Genomic DNA, 16,274 nt, shown 5'->3' on the forward strand with positions numbered 1-16,274 from the left:
TCGCCTCACGGAGTCGGATTATGGGTCGTTCCGGTATCGTCGCGGCCGTTTTTCTCCACCCCGTCGCCGGTCAGGGGGACGAAGGCGACGCCTAGCACGTCCCGGGTTTCCAGGCGGCCGCTGTTGTCCTTGTCGACCACCTTGAGCATCTGGTAACCGAACGGCTCGCCCACGGGAATCACCAGCCGCCCGCCGGGCTTGAGCTGCTCGATCAGGGGAGGCGGGATTTCGGGGGCGGCGGCCGTGACGATGATCTTGTCGTAGGGTGCGTGTTCCGGCCAGCCATAGTAACCGTCCCCCACCTTGATCTCGACGTTGTCGATACCCAGTTTGCGCAGGCGCTCGCAGGCTTGTTCCGCCAGGACGCCGATGATTTCTACGCTGTAAACTTTCTTGACGAGCCTGGCCAGAATGGCGGTCTGATAGCCGGAGCCGGTGCCGACCTCCAGCACTACATCCTTGGGTTTCGGTTCGAGCAGGTCGGTCATGAGGGCGACGATGAAGGGCTGGGAGACGGTCTGACCGAAACCGATCGGCAGCGGCCCGTCATCGTAGGCGTAGCGGCGCGATTCCTCGGGCACGAATTCGTGCCGCGGCACAGCGGTGATGGCTTCCATCACCCTCGGGTCGAAACGGTCCTTGCCGATCTCCTTTTTGGTCAGATCCAGCTCCCACTCGATGTCGCGGAGCAGCTTGTCGATTTCGGGCGGGCGTTCGCGGGTCACGGTGTGACGTTGACGTTTTGCCGCAGACATCGCAAATAGGCCGTCATGGCGTGATCCTTCATCCCGTCGGTTCCGGGTTTGCCCAGATCGTCAAGATGACCCCGGAGCCGATCCAAGAGCATTTCCCACCAGGACATGGAGAAACGCAGCCGCCCCCTGGCATCGAAATGACAGAGCCGGCCCACGTGGCGGTAATCCCAGCCGAAGATGCCAGGAACGGGGACGCGGGTGACCACGTCGTTGTTGTTGCGGAAGCGGAAGGTGATGCGCCGGCAGCGCTGGTTGAACCGATCGGCGAAAACTTCGTTTCCCACCCGCGGGGAGCCGAAGGTGTAAAGCCCCTGCAGGCGGAAGTCGAAAGCCGGGTCGAACGCCAGCCGGGCGGTGGCGAGCGTGGCCAGGGCCGCCCCGAGACTGTGGCCGCAGAGCCAGATCGGCTGGTCCCGATATACGCTTTGAAGCCACTGCTCGATCGGTTCCCAAACGCCGTTCAGAGCCCGCAAAAAGCCGTAGTGGACCTGGCCGACCGGGCCGGGTGTCAGGACGACGTTGACGTCGGTGAGGATGTCGCGCAGGTCGTGCGGCTCGGTGCCGCGGAAGGCGATGAGGACCATGTGGTCGTTGGCCGCCAGATAACCCTGGGTCCCGTTTTTGTCCAGCCACTGGGTTTGCGGGAAGCCCCAGCGGTCGAGGGTGTCGAGCACCTTGGGGCGGGTTTCGTAGGCCAGGTCGGCCGCCAGGCCGAGCGCCAAGGCATTGCGGCCATGATAGCCGGTGGCGTTGGGGTCGAAATCAAGGAAAGAACCCATGGCAGATCCCTCAGAATGACCAAGGAATCGCATGGTAGCACCGCTGACGGGGAAAGGAAACCGGCGGCCCGGACCGCCGGTTCGCTCAGGACTGCAGTCTGGCGACGATGGCGTCGGCCATTTCCTGGGTGGTGCAGGTCGATCCCGGTTTGAGGTCGGGGGTGACGTGCTTGCCTTCCTTGATGACGGCCCGGACCGCCTGTTCGATACGGCGGGCCGCGGCCTGTTCGCCCAGGTGTTCGAGCATCATCACCCCGGCCATGATGAGGGCGGTGGGATTGGCGATGCCCTTGCCTGCGATGTCCGGGGCGCTGCCGTGGACCGCCTCGAACATGGCCGCTTCCCTGCCGATGTTGGCGCCGGCGGTCAGTCCCAGGCCGCCGACGAGGCCGGAGGCCAGGTCCGAGAGGATGTCGCCGAACAGGTTGGTGGTGACGATGACGTCGAACTGGCCCGGGTCCATCACCATCTGCATGGCGCAGGCATCGACGATGCGGTCCTCGCATTCGATGTCGGGATAGCGCTTGGCCACCTCGCGGCCGATCTCCAAAAACAGCCCGGAGGTGCACTTGAGGATGTTGGCCTTGTGGACGATGGCCACCTTTTTGCGCCCGGTCTGGCGGGCGTAACGGAAGGCGTAATCGACGATGCGCTCGCAGCCGGTACGGGTCACCAGGGCGATGCTCTCGGCGGCAATGGTCTTGCCTTCGGCTTTGATGAAGTGCTCGATGCCGGCATACAGCCCTTCGGTGTTCTCACGCACCGTCACCAGGTTGACGTTATCGAAGCGGGCCTGGGTGCCTTCGAAGGACAGGGCTGGACGCACGTTGGCGAACAGATCGAATTCCTGGCGCAGGGTGACGTTGACGCTGCGGTAGCCGCCGCCCACCGGCGTGGTGAGCGGTGCCTTGAGAGCCACCTTGTTGCGGCGGAAGGATTCGAGGGTTTCCTCCGGCAGCGGGGTGCCGAACTTCTCCAGCGCCGCCATGCCGGCGAGCTGGCGGTCCCAGTGGATCGGCACCCCGCTGGTTTCGATGACCCTGACCGCCGCGGCGGTGATTTCCGGGCCGATGCCGTCGCCGGGAATGAGTGTGACGGTATGCATGGCGCTCACCATTTGGACTCGCCGGTGACCGGGTCGTACATTTCGTGGTGGATCTTGTTGCGGTTCTCGATCAGCTCGTCGATGGTGGGCTCCCCGGCGATGGCACGTTTGATGGCCAGTTTGGTGGCCTCGTAATTGGTGCGGTACAGGTCCTTCTTGTCGGGGTTTTCCTGCTCGGCGCACCAGGGATCGAGCCAGACGTTGACGATGAGGCAGACTTTCTCGGCCCAGTCCTTGGGGATGACGCCGTCGATGACCGAGTCCAGCACCGCGTCGGCGATGGCCGACTGCACCACGCCGAAGAACAGGTTGATGTACTGGGTGCTCTTCATGGTCACCTTGGGCACCATCAGGGTCGCCGGCTTGACCTGCTGATTGCAGGCGCGGATGGCGAACAGGCGGGTGTGGCCTTCGGTCTGGCCCATCAGGGTGGCGAAGGCGGTGCCGACCGGACCGTCCACCGCGCCCAGCACCACTTCGGGCATGGCGTCGGTGCCCTGGTCGTGGCTGGCGAAGACGGTGGCCTCTCCGGTTTTGAAGACGGGTACTTCGGACATGGGCATCCCTCTCGTGTTACGCTTCGAAAACTCGTCATTATACCAGTCCGGTGCCATGCCGCCGCCTGGGGAGCGGCGTGGTAAACTGAATGTTTCCAGGAACATCTCCCGGAGGCTGTCATGACCGATTTCAGCCGGATCCGCGGATTGTTGCTCGATCTGGACGGCGTGTTTTACGTCGGCGACCAGGTGATCGCAGGGACGCGAGAGGTATTGCCCTTGCTTCGCCGGCACTACATCTGCCGCTTCATCACTAACACCAGCACCCGCTCCCTGGACTCGCTTCACGCCAAACTGACCCGTCTGGGATTCGAGGTCGCCCGCGAGGAGATCTTCAGCGCCCCCCAGGCGGTGTTGCGTTTCCTGCAGGCGCAGGGGACGCCGGTGTGCCATCTGCTGCTGGCCAACGACGTACGCCGCGATTTCGCCTTCTTTCCCCAGTCGGATGCGCGCGCCGATTATGTGGTCGTCGGCGACATCGGCGAGCGTTGGAACTATGCGATTCTGAACCGGGCCTTCAACCTGCTGTTCGCAGGCGCCGAGCTGCTGGCGGTGCACAAGAATCGTTTCTGGCAGACGGAAACTGGGCTGAAGATGGACATCGGCGGTTTCGTCGCCGCCCTCGAGTACGCCAGCAACAAGGAGGCGCGGATCTTTGGCAAGCCGGCACCGGATTTCTTCCGCATGGCCCTTGAGGACATGGGACTGCCGCCGGAGGCGGCGGCGGTGGTCGGTGACGACATCGAAACCGACATTGGCGGTGGCCAGCAGGTGGGCCTGACCGGGATCCTGGTGAAGACCGGCAAGTACCGCGAGGCTTTCGTGCGCGCCTCCAGGGTGCGTCCGGATGCGGTCATCGACTCCATTCGCGAGCTGCCGGCATTGCTTGGCATCCGATGACCACCGTCTATCTGGGAACCCTGGCGCATCTGCGCGGCAATCCCTTCGTCCGCCCCGACGGTCTGGAAATCATCGCCGATGGGGCTCTGTGGGTGGACGGGGACGGCCGGATCGCCGGTTACGGCCGTGCCGCCGAGGCCCCCGAGGGTGCGGAACGGGTCGATTTCGGTGCCGCCTGGCTGCTTCCCGGCCTGATCGACGCCCATCTGCACTTCCCCCAATACTATGCCGTGGCGGCGGCCAACCGCGGTCTGCTGTCCTGGCTGCGGGAGACGGTGTATCCCGAGGAGGCCGCCTTCCGCGACGCCGGCTATGCGGCCGGGGTGGCCCGGGCGCTGGTGGCGCGGCTGCTGCACGGCGGAGTGACTTGCGCCTGCGTTTTCGGCTCCCAGTACCCGGAGGCCACCGGAGCCCTGTTCGAGGCGGCCGGGCAGGCGGGGCTGCGCCTGATCGCCGGCATCACCCTGATGGACCGCAACGGGCCCGACGAACTGCTGACCACCCCGGAACGGGCCTGGCGGGCCAACGAAGCCCTGCTGGAGCGGTACGGCGGCGATCCCCGCCTGCACCTGGCCCTCACGCCCCGCTTCGCGCTCTCCTGTTCGCCGCAGTTGCTGGCGATGTGCGGCGAGTTCCGCCGCCGCCATCCCCAGGTGTATCTCCAGACCCATATCAACGAGACCTTGGAGGAGATCGCCGCGGTCCAGCGCGTCTTCCCCGACGCCTGGAACTATCTCGACGTTTACGACCGCTACGGTCTGCTGGGGCCGCGCACCCTGCTGGCCCACGACATCCATCCCCAAAGCGCCGAGCTGAGACGGATGGCGGAGAGCGAGTGCCGCGTCATCCACTGTCCCAGCAGCAACCTGTTTTTGGGCAGCGGCCTGTTTCCCCTGCGCCGCCACGTGGAACACGGCATTCCCCTGGCGCTCGGCAGCGACATCGGCGCCGGGCTGCACCTTTCGGTCTGGGAAGAGCTGTCCGAAGCGTACAAGATCCAGCGGCTGCGGGGAGAGACGCCGACCGCCGCCCAGTTGCTGTACCTGGCGACCCTGGGAGCGGCCGAGGCTCTGGGGCTGGCCGGGGAGATCGGCAATTTCCTGCCGGGCAAGGTGGCGGACTTCTTCGTCCTCGATCCCGGCGGTGACGACTATCTCGATGCCCGTCTGCAGCGCTGCCCCACGCTCGCCGCCCGGCTGTTCGTGCTCATGCAGCTGGCCGGTTCCGGTCACGTCCGCCGGACCTTCGTCGCCGGCAGGCCGGTGTCAGTGTAGCGGCCAGATTTTCGGCACCAGCCACAGCCCCATCAGCCCGACCACGAGCGTCAGGCCGCCGCCGAAGCGCAGATAGTCGCGGAAGCGGTAGCCGCCGGGACCGTAGACCATCAGATTGGTCTGGTAGCCGATGGGAGTGGCGAAGCTGCTGGAGGCGGCCAGCATCAGCACCACCAGATAGGGCAGGGGATTGAGCCGAAAGTGTTCCACCACCGCCATCAGGATCGGGAACACCAGCACCGCCGCGGCGTTGTTGCTGATCAGCGAGGTCAGCAGCGTCACCAACCCGTAGGTCAGCGCCAGCAGCACATAAGGGTCGTCGCTGAGCCGCAACAGGTTGGCGGCGAGAAAGCTGCTGGCGCCGCTGGTTTCCAGGGCGCTGCCCAGGCCGAAGGCGGTGGCGATGGTCAGCAGCACCGAGGTATCGACGTTGCGCCGGGCCTTGGCGAAGGTGCAGCAGCCGGTGACCAGCATGGCCGCCGCCCCGGCCAGGGCCGCCTTGAAGAGATCCAGGATGCCGCTGGCGGCCAGCGCCACCACGGCGGCGAGGATCGACCAGGCCAGCCAAGCTTTCTCGTGCAGGGGCCGGGCAGGGCCGTCCACTTCGCTGACCAGCAGGAAATCGCGGGCGTGGCGGTACTGTTCCACGAAGCTGGGGCGGGTTTCCAGCAGCAGGGTGTCGGCCGGCTGCAGGCGAATCCGTCCCAGGTTGCCTTCCACCCGTTTGCCCTCGCGGCACACCGCCAGCACCGCGGCGCCATACAGGGTGCGGAAGCGGCCGTCGCGGATGGTCTGGCCCACCAGGGCGCAATCGGGAGACACCACCACCTCGACGATGCAGCGGTCCGGATGCTCTGCGAGGCCGAAGCGGCTGTGGGTGGAGGGACGCAGTCCCTTGATCTGCTGCAGATCGAGGGCGGCGTGGGTGCTGCCGGCGAACACCAGGCGGTCACCGCCCCGCAGCCGTTCGCCGGGTCCGACCGCCGCCAAGAGGGCCCCGTCGCGTTCGATTTCCACCAGATAGACATCGCCCAGATGACGCAGGCCGGCGGCTTCGATGGTCTTTCCCACCAGCGGGCCTGCGGGATCGACCTCCATCTCGATGGTGTATTCCTTGGGATCGGCGAACAGCCTGGCGCCGTTGCGGTCGGGAAGCAGCCAGCGGGCGGCCACCAGCAGGTAGGCGATGCCGGCAAGGCCCACCGGCACGCCGATCCAGGCCAGATCGAACAGCCCTAGCGCCAGTTCCGGGTGGCGCCGGGTCAGCAGGCCGTTGACCACCAGATTGGTGCTGGTGCCGATCAGGGTGCAGGTGCCGCCGAGCATGGCGGCATAGCTCAGGGGCAGCAGCAGCCGGGCCACCGGCAGCTTGAAGCGCCGGGCCCAGGTGAGGACCGCGGGAATGAAGGTGGCCACCACCGGGGTGTTGTTGAGGAAAGCGCTCAGCATCCATACCGGCAGCACCACCCGCAGCAGGGCGCCGGCCGGATGACGCGGCCGGCCGAGCAGATGACGGACGATGGTTTCCACCCCGCCGGTTTCGCGGATGCCCGCCACCAGCACGTACATCAGGGCCACGGTGGCCACGCTCGGCTGGCTCAGTCCCGCCAGGGCGATGGGAACGTCGATGACTCCGGCCAGCAGCAACAGGGTCAGGCCGCCGCTGAGAACCAGTTCCGGCGCCCAGCGGCCCCAAGCCAGCAGCAGAATGCACAACCCTGTGACCGCCAGGGCCAGCCAGGCGGAAAGCGGCATCGTCAGGTACGATCGCGGTCGCTCATGGCCTGCAAGTATAGCCGGCAGTAGGCTTCTGCGCTGCGGTGCCAGGAGAAATCCCGGGCCATGGCGTTGCGCTGCAGCCGCCGCCACACTTCCGGTTGCCCATAGAGCAGCCAGCCGCGCTTGACCGCTTCCTCCAGGGCACCGGTCTCGGGGTGATCGAAACTGAGGCCCGTGGCCTCCCCGAGCCGGCTGGGAAGGGCGTCGGTGACGGTATCGGCCAGCCCTCCGGTGCGGTGGACGATGGGAAGCGTGCCGTAGCGCTGGCTGTACATCTGGTTGAGCCCGCAGGGCTCGAAGCGCGATGGCATCAGGAACAGATCGGCGCCGGCCTCGATCCGGTGCGACAGGGCCTCATCGTAGCCGATGTGGACGGCGACCTGCTGCGGCTGGCGCCGGGACCAGTACAGCAGGCTGTGTTCGTAATCGCTGTCGCCGGAACCGAGGAACACGAACTGCAGGGGGTGTTGCAGCAGTCCCGGCAGGGCCTTGAGGATGAGATCGACGCCTTTCTGGGACACCAGCCGGCCGATGAAGGCGATCAGAGGGACGATGGCTTCCTGGGGCAACCCGAAGTGGGCCTGCAGGGCCTGCTTGTTGGCCTGTTTGGCCTCCAGGTGGTCGCTGTCGTAGTTCGCGGCGATCAGGGGGTCGGTGGCCGGATTCCACTTGTCGGTGTCGATGCCGTTGAGGATGCCGCTGAGGCGCCCGGCCCGGGCCCTGAGCACCCCTTCCAGGCCGCAGCCGAAACGCGGGGTCTGGATTTCCCGGGCATAGGTGGGGCTGACGGTGTTGACCCGGTCGGCATAGACGATCCCGCCCTTGATGAACGACAGCTGGTGGTGGAATTCCAGCCCTTCCGGATGCCACAGCACCTTGGGAAGCTGCAGTTTTTCCACCGACTCGGCCGGGAACACCCCCTGATAGGCCAGATTGTGGATGGTGAACACCGAGGCCGGCCGCTGCGGCTCCAGCGACAATAATGCCGGGATCAGGCCAGTCTGCCAGTCGTTGCAGTGGACCACGTCCGGGCGCCAGTCGATTCCGGCGCGGCCGCAGGCGAGCGCGAGCCCGGCCCGGCACAGGGCGCCGAAACGGACGTCGTTGTCGGGCCAGGGTTCTCCCTCCGGGGTCAGGTAGGGATTGCCGGGGCGGTCGAACCAACTTGGAGCGTCGAGGAGCCAGACGGGGGTCTCGCTGCCGGGGACGGTGTCGGCGAGCAGGCGCACCGGCTGGCCGAGGACGGTCAGTTCCGCCACCGGCCGGGCTTCGGGCAGTTTCTCCTTGACCGACTGGTAGCCGGGCAGCAGGACGCGCACGTCCTTGCCTAGTTCGGTCAGGGCCTTGGGCAGGCTGCCGGCCACGTCCGCAAGCCCCCCGGTCTTGATCAGGGGATACAGTTCACTGGCGACGAAAAGGATTTTCACAGGCGTCTTACTTTTCCGGTTGACGACACAGGACGATGCCGGCCAGGGGCGGCAGGGTCAGGCTGATGGAGTAGGGGCGGCCCATCCAGGGGATTTCCTCGGCCTCCACCCAACCGTTGCCGACGTTGCTGCCGCCGTAATAGCTCGAATCGGAATTGAAGATTTCCTGGTAGGTGCCGGCCTCGGGCACGCCGAGGCGGTAGTCGTAGCGGGGCACCGGGGTGAAATTGAGGGCGACGAGCAGGAAATCGTCGTCGCTCTTGCGCAGATAGGAGAGGGTGGACTGGGCCGAGTCGTGGCAGTCGATCCACTCGAAACCCTGGGATTCGAAGTCGTAGCGATGCAGTTCCGGATGGCTGCGGTAGAGGCGGTTGAGGTCCGCCAGCAGGCTCTGGATCCCCTTGTGCAACGGATACTGGAGCAGGTGCCACTCCAGTTCGGTGTCGAAGTTCCACTCCGCCGGCTGGGCCAGTTCGTTGCCCATGAACAGCAGTTTCTTGCCCGGATAGGTGAGCATGTAGGTGTAGAGCAGGCGCAGATTGGCGAAGCGCTGCCATTCGTCCCCCGGCATCTTGCCCAGCATGGAGCCTTTGCCGTGAACCACCTCGTCGTGGGAGAAGGGGAGGACGAAATTTTCGGTGAAGGCGTACAGCAGTCCGAAGGTGAGCTGGTCGTGGTGGTACTTGCGATAGATCGGGTCCTGCTGGAAATAGGCCAGGGTGTCGTGCATCCAGCCCATGTTCCACTTCATCGCGAAGCCGAGGCCGCCGACCCAGGGCGGCCGGGTCACCTGGGGCCAGGCGGTGGATTCCTCGGCGATCACCACGCTGCCGGGATGCTGTTCCTGGGTGACCGAATTGAGCTCGCGCAGGAAGGCGATGGCTTCCAGGTTTTCGTTGCCGCCATACTGGTTGGGGACCCAGTCGCCCGGTTCGCGGGAATAGTCCAGGTACAGCATGGAGGCGACCGCATCGACCCGCAGGCCGTCGATGTGGAATTCCTCCAGCCAGTACATGGCGCTGCCGAGGAGGAAGTTGCGCACCTCGTTGCGGCCGTAGTCGTAGATCAGGGTGCCCCAGTCGCGGTGCTCGCCGCGGCGGGGATCGGCGTGCTCGTACAGGGGTTCGCCGTCGAACCAGGCCAGGGCCCAGGCGTCCTTGGGGAAGTGGGCCGGCACCCAGTCGAGAATCACGCCGATGCCGTTCTGGTGGCAGTGGTCCACGAACCAGCGGAAGTCGTCCGGTTTGCCGAAGCGGCTGGTGGGGGCGTAGTAGCCGGTGGTCTGGTAGCCCCAGGAGGCGTCCAGGGGGTGTTCGGTGATCGGCAGCAGCTCGATGTGGGTGAAACCCTGTTCCTTGACGTAGGGCACCAGCTGACGGGCCAGCTCCCGATAGTCCAGGAAGCCGCCGTCCTCGGCCCGGCGCCACGAGCCCAGATGCACCTCGTAGATGGACATCGGCGTGTGTTGCCAGTCCCACTGGCGGCGTTTTTGCAGCCAGTCCCGGTCGCCCCACGGGTAGCCGCCTTCCTCGACCACGATGGCGGCGGTCTTGGGGCGCAGTTCGAAGAAGCGGCCGTAGGGGTCGGTCTTGACGAACACGTTGCCGGTGCGGCGGTTGCGGATCTCGAATTTGTACAGCTCGCCCGCCCCGATGCCGGGAATGAAGATTTCCCACACCCCGGCGTCGTAACGGCAGCGCATGGGATGGCGGCGGCCGTCCCAGGCGTTGAAGTCGCCGACCACGCTGACCCGCTCGGCGTTGGGGGCCCAGACCGCGAACAGGGTGCCGTCGATGCCGTCCACGGTGCGTCGTTGGGCGCCGAGCACCCGGTAGATGTGCCAGTGCTTGCCGGTACCGAACAGGTACAGGTCGAAGTCCGGGATCTGCGGCATGAAGGTATAGGGATCGACGTAGCGGTGGGTGTTGCCGGCTTTGTCGTTCCAGATCACGGTGTAATGCAGGGGGAGGTCCCAGTCGCCCACTTCGGCCTGAAACAGGTCGGTGCCTTCGATCCGCTGCAGTTCCGGGCCGTTCTCGATGCGGACGCTCTGGGCCCCGGGCAGGAACACGCGGACGATGTCGCGGCCCTGTTCGTGGTGGCGTCCGAGGACCGAGAACGGATCGTGATGGCGTGCCTGGACGATCAGTTCCAGAGCGGGCGGCAATGGTTCGGCAGGCGAAAGGGTTGTGTTCACTTTGGCGCTTCTCTGATAATGGATTGGACGTTTTTATTCTTGTGTGCGAAAAATAGTAACAAATTCTGCCTGGCCAGGGAGATCCAGTATGTCCGCAAACCGTTTCGTCAGCCGCCTGACCCGTCAAACCGTCGCCATGGTCCTCGCCGGAGGCCGGGGAACCCGCCTGCGCAAGCTCACCGAATGGCGCGCCAAGCCGGCGGTGCACTTCGGCGGCAAGTACCGTATCATCGACTTCACCCTCTCCAATTGCCTCAATTCCGGCATCCGCCGCATCGGCGTGCTGACCCAGTACAAGGCCGACTCCCTGATCCGCCACATCCAGAAAGGTTGGGGGTTCCTGCGCGGCGAGCTGGGCGAGTTCATCGACATCCTGCCGGCTCAGCAGCGCCTCCACGACGAGTGGTACAAGGGCACCGCCGACGCCATTTACCAGAATCTCGACATCGTCCGCAACTACGGCCCCGAATACGTGCTGGTGCTGGCCGGCGACCACGTGTACAAGATGGACTACGGCGCCATGCTGGCCTACCACGTGGAAAACGACGCTGATCTCACCATCGCCTGCATCGAGGTGCCGGTCAAGGACGCCAGCGCTTTCGGGGTGATGCAGGTGGACGAGAACAGCCGCATCGTCGATTTCATCGAAAAACCCGAATCTCCTCCCTGCATTCCCGGCCGGCCCGACATGGCCCTGGCCTCCATGGGGATCTACATCTTCAACGCCAGGTTCCTCTACGAACAGCTCATCAAGGACGCCGACGATCCTGGGTCCAGCCACGACTTCGGCAAGGACATCATCCCCAAGGTCATCAAAAGCCACCGGGTCTTCGCTTTTCCTTTCCTCAACGTCCAGACCGGGGTGCAGAACTACTGGCGTGACGTGGGAACCATCGATTCCTACTGGTCCGCCAACATGGAGCTGATCGGCGTCAATCCGGAACTGAACCTGTACGACCAGGAATGGCCCATCTGGACCTACCAGGAGCAGGTGCCGCCGGCCAAGTTCGTGTTCGAGGACCGTGAGCACGACCGGGTCGGCCAGGCTTTCGATTCCATGGTCTGCGGCGGCTGCATCATCTCCGGCTCCACCGTGCGCCATTCGATCCTGTCGCCCAACGTGCGGGTCAACTCCTGGGCCCTGGTGGAACATTCGGTGGTGCTGCCCCAGGTCAACATCGGGCGTCACGCCAAGGTGCGCCGCGCCATCATCGACCGCGGCTGCGCAATCCCCGAGGGGATGGAGATCGGCTACGATCTGGAAGCGGACAAGAAACGTTTCGACGTCAGTCCCGGTGGCATCGTCACCGTCACGCCCGACATGCTGGGACAGAAGATCCACTTCGTGCGCTGATGGCGGTGGAAAACAGCGTCCTGGAGCGGCGCCGGGCCGGGGTGCTGCTCCACATCACTTCTTTGCCGGGAGAGGGTGAGAACGGCGATCTGGGGGCCCATGCGTTCCGTTTCGTGGAATTTCTCGCCGATCAGGCCCTGAGCGTGTGGCAGACGCTGCCGGTCAATCCCACGGGCAGCGACGGCTCGCCCTACCAATGCCTGTCGGCCCATGCTGGCAATCCGCTGCTGATCGACCTCGACTGGCTGGCGGAAAAAGGGCTTTTGGCCGCGGAGCGGATTCCGGGGGCGAAAACAGCCGCCGCAGGTCGGCTGGCGGCGCTACGCGAAGCCCACGAGGCCTTCCGCCAGGACGACCGGGGCCTAGCGGAGGACTACCGCCATTTCCTCCAGTTTCATCACTACTGGCTGGAGGATTTTGCCCTGTTCATGGTTTTGAAGGCGCGCTTCGACCAGCGCGCCTGGTGGGACTGGCCCGGGCCTTACCGGGACCGCGATCCCGAAGCCCTGTCCTGGGCCCGCCGGGAGCTGGCGCATGAACTGGACCGGGTGCGTTTCGAGCAGTTCGTGTTTTTTCAGCAATGGCAGGCGCTGCGCCGTCACGCCCACCGCCACGGGGTGCTGCTGTTCGGCGACATGCCGATCTTCGTCGCCGCCGACAGCGCCGACGTCTGGGCCAGGTGCCGCTATTTCCAGCTGGACGAAAACGGCCATCCCAGAGTGGTCGCCGGGGTGCCGCCGGATTATTTCTCCGCCACCGGGCAGCGCTGGGGCAATCCCCACTACGATTGGGAGGCGCTGCAGCGCGACGGCTTCTCCTGGTGGATCGAGCGCATGCACACCCAGCTGGAGCTGTTCGACTGGATCCGCATCGACCACTTCCGTGGCTTCCAGGCCTACTGGGAAATTCCCGCCGAGGCCGAAACCGCCGCCGCCGGCCGTTGGGTCGAGGCGCCGGGGGAGGCGTTGCTGGAGGCGATTTTCAATCGTTTCGGCGTCCTGCCGCTGGTGGCTGAGGATCTGGGGATCATCACCCCGGAAGTGGAGGATCTGCGGCGCAAGTTCGCCATCCCCGGGATGCTGGTGCTGCAGTTCGCCTTCGACGGCGGGCCAGACAACCCCTACCTACCCCACAACCACAGCGCCGACCGGGTGGTCTATACCGGCACCCACGACAACGACACCACACTAGGTTGGTTCGAGGCGCTTCCGGATGAACGGAAAGGTCATGTCTACGACTATCTGGGCAATCCCCAGGAAGCGATGCCCTGGGCGCTGATGCGCTGCGCCTTCGCCTCGGTGGCCACGGTGGCCGTCGTGCCGATGCAGGATGTGCTCGGACTGGGCCGGGGCCACCGGATGAACACCCCCGGCACCACCGAGGGCAACTGGCGCTGGCGTTTTTCCTGGGAACAGCTGCGCCCCGAGCATGGCGACCGTCTGCGCCACTGGTCCCATCTTTACGGGCGTGCCGCTGGCTAGCCCTATGGGGGTGCGGGTGGGGACCTGCGGTTTCCCAGAGGTCCGCGCCCGGCTGTTCCGCGATCTCGACGTCGTCGAGGTGCAGCAGAGCTTCTATCAGCCGCCCCGTGCCGAAACCGTGGCCCGCTGGCGGGCCGAGGCGCCTGCCGATTTCGCCTTCAGCCTCAAGGTTTGGCAGCTGATCACCCACCCGCCTTCCAGCCCCACCTACCGCCGCCTGAAACGACCGCTGACCCCGGAGGAAAGGCGGCTGTGCGGTGGGTTCCAGCTCAACGGCCTGACCCTGGAAGCGTGGCGGACGATGGTGGAACTGGCCGAGGTCGCCCGCGCCGTGGCCCTGGTGTGCCAGACCCCGGCCAGCTTCCGCCCCGAGGCGGAGAATCTGGCCCGGCTGCGGCGTTTTTTCACCCGGGTGCCGCGCGGGGATTGGAAGATCGTGTTCGAGCCCCGGGGCGAGGCCTGGACGCCGGCCATCCTACGCTCGCTGTTGGCTGAGCTGGATCTGGTCCACGGCGTCGATCCCTTCCTCACCGCGCCTTTGAGCCGGGAGTGGCACTACTTCCGCCTCCACGGCCGTCCTGCCTACCACTACGACTACCGTTACACCGATGCAGATCTGGCGGCGCTGCGGGACAAGCTGCCGGCGGGGGAGGTGATGGTGATGTTCAACAACGTGCACATGGCCGCCGATGCCCGCCGTTTCAAGCGTCTGCTGGCTTCAGGGGAAAACGCCTGATTTCCCGGAACACGTCGTCGGGGGGATCGCCGCGACGGATCAGGCTCAAATGTGCGACGGCGAAGCGCAAGGGTCGCCACTGGTGCTGCCGCTCGGCGATGAACGCAAGCAGGGCGTCGTGGGAGCCGCTGAATTGGCCGATGCTCAGGTGCGGGGTGTAGCCGTGGGGGAAACGGTCCAGATCGTCGCACTGGGGGAAGGCCGTCACCAGATCGGCGTGCAGGCGCTGGATCGGCGCTGCAGGCTCTGGCGCCAGCCAGACGGTGTAACGCTGCTGGCGGTGGCGGAACCAGGCGAAACTTGCCAAGGTGAGAGTGAACGCGGGATGCCGGGCGCAGATTGCGGCCACGATGGGAAGCGCCGCCGCGAACGCCTGTGGCACCAGAAAGGGATACACCATGTTGATGTGGGGCATCCAGCGCCGCACCTGGCGGTCGTAGCGCCGCCTGAGCGCCTGGATCGGGGGCCAGACCGCCGCTGGCGGGATCACCACCAGGGCGGTCTTGTGGGTCTTACTCGATGACTTCGGTGGTATAGCGGTAGACCTTGAGGGTGTCGGACCAGTAATCCGGCGGCAGGCCCGCCTTCAGTTTCAGATGCCGCAGAAAGTCGCGCTTGTCCGGCAGCTGTTCCCACACCGCCGGCAGGAAGGTGCCGCGGTAGGGGCCGTCCTCCAGCACCAGGCCGTCGATGCCGGGACGGATCTGGCGCAGCAGGTCCGCCTCGGAGGTGAAGCGCATTTCCTCCAGCGGGCCGAGGACGGAAATGTGGATGTCGAGCCGGTCCACCTCGTCCTCGTGCACTGGTGGAAAGCGGGGATCGCCGAAGGCGGCGGCGAAGGCGTTGTGCACCACGTCCTCGGCCAGCGGGCGCCGGGCTTCCAGGGAACCGATGCAGCCGCGCAACCGCCCGTCTTCCTCCAGGGTGACGAAGGTGGCCCTCGGCACCTGCAGGGCTGCGGGCAGGGCTTCCAGGTTCACCGCCGGGGGGCGGCCGTGGCGGGCGCCGTAACGGATCGCCTCGCGCGCCAGTTCCAAGAGCAGTCGGCGTTCCTGTGGTGTCAGCTTGAGATCAGAAGAAGGCATAGGCGCCATACCCCACGACTTGGTCCTTGGGGCCTGCGGTATCCCCGGAGTTGCGCAGATCGACGGTTTTGGCCTTGAGGCCGTGCTTGCGTGCCGCCAGCAGCAGGCCGGCCACGGGAATGCGGCCACAGGCCGATTCCGGATGCAGCCGGGTCGGGTCCAGTTCCTCGATGGCCCGGGAAGTGGCCGAATCCAGGCGGCGGGCGGTTTCGTAATCGTAGTAGTGGCTGAGGTCGGAGCTGACCACGATCAGGGTTTCCGGCCCGCCCCACAGCCGCTCCAGCACCTGGGCCACCTCCTTCGGGGTGGCGTCGCCGACCACGATGGGCACTACCTTGAAATCCTCCAGCACCTCCTGCAGGAAGGGAAGGTGGACCTCCAGGCTATGCTCCGGCTCGTGGGGTAGGTCGGAGGCGTGCACGAAGGGCAGATCGGCGATTTTGGCGATCGCCGCCTTGTCCACCGCCACCGTGCCCAAGGGGGTGATGAAGAAGTCCACGCTCGGCACCGCCAGCCCGCGGAAGGGCACCCGGTGCGCAGGCCCGAGCAGCACCACGCGCTTGATCACGTCCTTGGCCGGGATCAGCAGGCGATAGACGCTCGCCGCCACCGGACCGGAGTAGATATAGCCGGCATGGGGGGCGACGATCGCCTTCGGCACAGGGCCCTCCACGGCGGCGGAGGCCAGAAAGGCGCGGATCATCTCGTCCAGCTCCACAGGGTCTTCGGGATAGAACATCCCGGCGACGGCGGGATAACGTACGCTGGTCATGGTCGTTCTCCGCAAGCTTGAAATAAGGACTCAAAGCCTATATATGAGCACCAAGACCTGAATTCAATGGGGA

15 protein-coding genes are annotated in these 16,274 nt (G+C 65.7%); 5 read left to right on the top strand and 10 right to left on the bottom strand.

The window, feature by feature from the left end:
* Window positions 1-5 precede the first annotated feature (5 nt).
* From MIN45_RS06960 to fae, 4 genes are all read right to left on the bottom strand, one after another.
* Window positions 6-725, bottom strand: coding sequence for a protein-L-isoaspartate(D-aspartate) O-methyltransferase (locus MIN45_RS06960; RefSeq protein WP_286291194.1), 720 nt, complete (start codon window positions 723-725; stop codon window positions 6-8).
* Entirely contained in the window at window positions 722-1,534 is an 813-nt protein-coding gene (locus MIN45_RS06965) for a lipase family protein (protein ID WP_286291195.1), read from the bottom strand. Before MIN45_RS06965 ends, MIN45_RS06960 begins: the two co-directional genes overlap by 4 nt.
* 85 nt (window positions 1,535-1,619) lie before the next feature.
* Window positions 1,620-2,639 (bottom strand): isocitrate/isopropylmalate dehydrogenase family protein, encoded by a 1,020-nt coding sequence (locus MIN45_RS06970; RefSeq protein ID WP_286291196.1) that lies wholly within the window; start codon window positions 2,637-2,639, stop codon window positions 1,620-1,622.
* Between the two features lie 5 nt (window positions 2,640-2,644).
* The gene (gene fae, locus MIN45_RS06975) at window positions 2,645-3,196 is read right to left on the bottom strand and encodes a formaldehyde-activating enzyme (protein ID WP_286291198.1); all 552 of its coding nucleotides are present in this window, start codon (window positions 3,194-3,196) and stop codon (window positions 2,645-2,647) included.
* A 120-nt stretch (window positions 3,197-3,316) separates the two neighbouring features.
* Here fae and MIN45_RS06980 point away from each other — a divergent pair, with 120 nt between their 5' ends.
* Both MIN45_RS06980 and guaD read left to right on the top strand, forming a co-directional pair.
* Entirely contained in the window at window positions 3,317-4,096 is a 780-nt protein-coding gene (locus MIN45_RS06980) for a TIGR01458 family HAD-type hydrolase (protein WP_286291200.1), read from the top strand.
* Entirely contained in the window at window positions 4,093-5,370 is a 1,278-nt protein-coding gene (gene guaD / locus MIN45_RS06985; protein ID WP_286291202.1) for a guanine deaminase, read from the top strand. The genes MIN45_RS06980 and guaD overlap by 4 nt, the downstream gene beginning before the upstream one ends.
* Here guaD and MIN45_RS06990 read toward each other — a convergent pair.
* From MIN45_RS06990 to glgB, 3 genes are read right to left on the bottom strand one after another with little or no spacing between them, the layout of a single operon-like run.
* Window positions 5,362-7,125: an SLC13 family permease gene (locus MIN45_RS06990; protein ID WP_286291205.1), complete on the bottom strand. Its 1,764-nt coding sequence runs from the start codon at window positions 7,123-7,125 to the stop codon at window positions 5,362-5,364. The genes guaD and MIN45_RS06990 overlap by 9 nt on opposite strands.
* A 2-nt stretch (window positions 7,126-7,127) precedes the next feature.
* Window positions 7,128-8,576: a glycogen synthase GlgA gene (gene glgA / locus MIN45_RS06995; RefSeq protein ID WP_286291207.1), complete on the bottom strand. Its 1,449-nt coding sequence runs from the start codon at window positions 8,574-8,576 to the stop codon at window positions 7,128-7,130.
* Window positions 8,577-8,583: 7 nt separating this feature from the next.
* A complete protein-coding gene (glgB, locus tag MIN45_RS07000) occupies window positions 8,584-10,773 on the bottom strand; it encodes a 1,4-alpha-glucan branching protein GlgB (protein ID WP_337250339.1) in 2,190 nt (729 codons plus the stop codon).
* A gap of 88 nt (window positions 10,774-10,861) precedes the next feature.
* Here glgB and glgC point away from each other — a divergent pair, with 88 nt between their 5' ends.
* Genes glgC through MIN45_RS07015 form a run of 3 tightly spaced genes read left to right on the top strand, consistent with a single transcriptional unit; the run spans window position 10,862 to window position 14,344 of the window.
* On the top strand, window positions 10,862-12,127 hold the full coding sequence (gene glgC, locus MIN45_RS07005; protein WP_286291210.1) for a glucose-1-phosphate adenylyltransferase: 1,266 nt from the start codon (window positions 10,862-10,864) through the stop codon (window positions 12,125-12,127).
* Window positions 12,127-13,608, top strand: coding sequence for a 4-alpha-glucanotransferase (gene malQ, locus MIN45_RS07010; RefSeq protein WP_286291213.1), 1,482 nt, complete (start codon window positions 12,127-12,129; stop codon window positions 13,606-13,608). The genes glgC and malQ overlap by 1 nt, the downstream gene beginning before the upstream one ends.
* A gap of 4 nt (window positions 13,609-13,612) precedes the next feature.
* Window positions 13,613-14,344 (top strand): DUF72 domain-containing protein, encoded by a 732-nt coding sequence (locus MIN45_RS07015; RefSeq protein WP_286291215.1) that lies wholly within the window; start codon window positions 13,613-13,615, stop codon window positions 14,342-14,344.
* On the opposite strand, the gene MIN45_RS07020 is transcribed toward MIN45_RS07015, so the two are convergent.
* Genes MIN45_RS07020 through amrB form a run of 3 tightly spaced genes read right to left on the bottom strand, consistent with a single transcriptional unit; the run spans window position 14,310 to window position 16,201 of the window.
* Window positions 14,310-14,837: a 2'-5' RNA ligase family protein gene (locus tag MIN45_RS07020; RefSeq protein WP_286291217.1), complete on the bottom strand. Its 528-nt coding sequence runs from the start codon at window positions 14,835-14,837 to the stop codon at window positions 14,310-14,312. The two genes, MIN45_RS07015 and MIN45_RS07020, sit on opposite strands and share 35 nt — an antisense overlap.
* Before the next feature lie 19 nt (window positions 14,838-14,856).
* Window positions 14,857-15,429 (bottom strand): AmmeMemoRadiSam system protein A, encoded by a 573-nt coding sequence (gene amrA, locus MIN45_RS07025; protein WP_286291218.1) that lies wholly within the window; start codon window positions 15,427-15,429, stop codon window positions 14,857-14,859.
* The gene (amrB, locus tag MIN45_RS07030) at window positions 15,416-16,201 is read right to left on the bottom strand and encodes an AmmeMemoRadiSam system protein B (RefSeq protein ID WP_286291221.1); all 786 of its coding nucleotides are present in this window, start codon (window positions 16,199-16,201) and stop codon (window positions 15,416-15,418) included. Before amrB ends, amrA begins: the two co-directional genes overlap by 14 nt.
* Window positions 16,202-16,274: the final 73 nt, after the last annotated feature.

Origin of the sequence: Methylomarinovum tepidoasis, from assembly GCF_030294985.1 — a bacterium.
Taxonomy (GTDB): Bacteria; Pseudomonadota; Gammaproteobacteria; order Methylococcales; family Methylothermaceae; genus Methylohalobius; species Methylohalobius tepidoasis.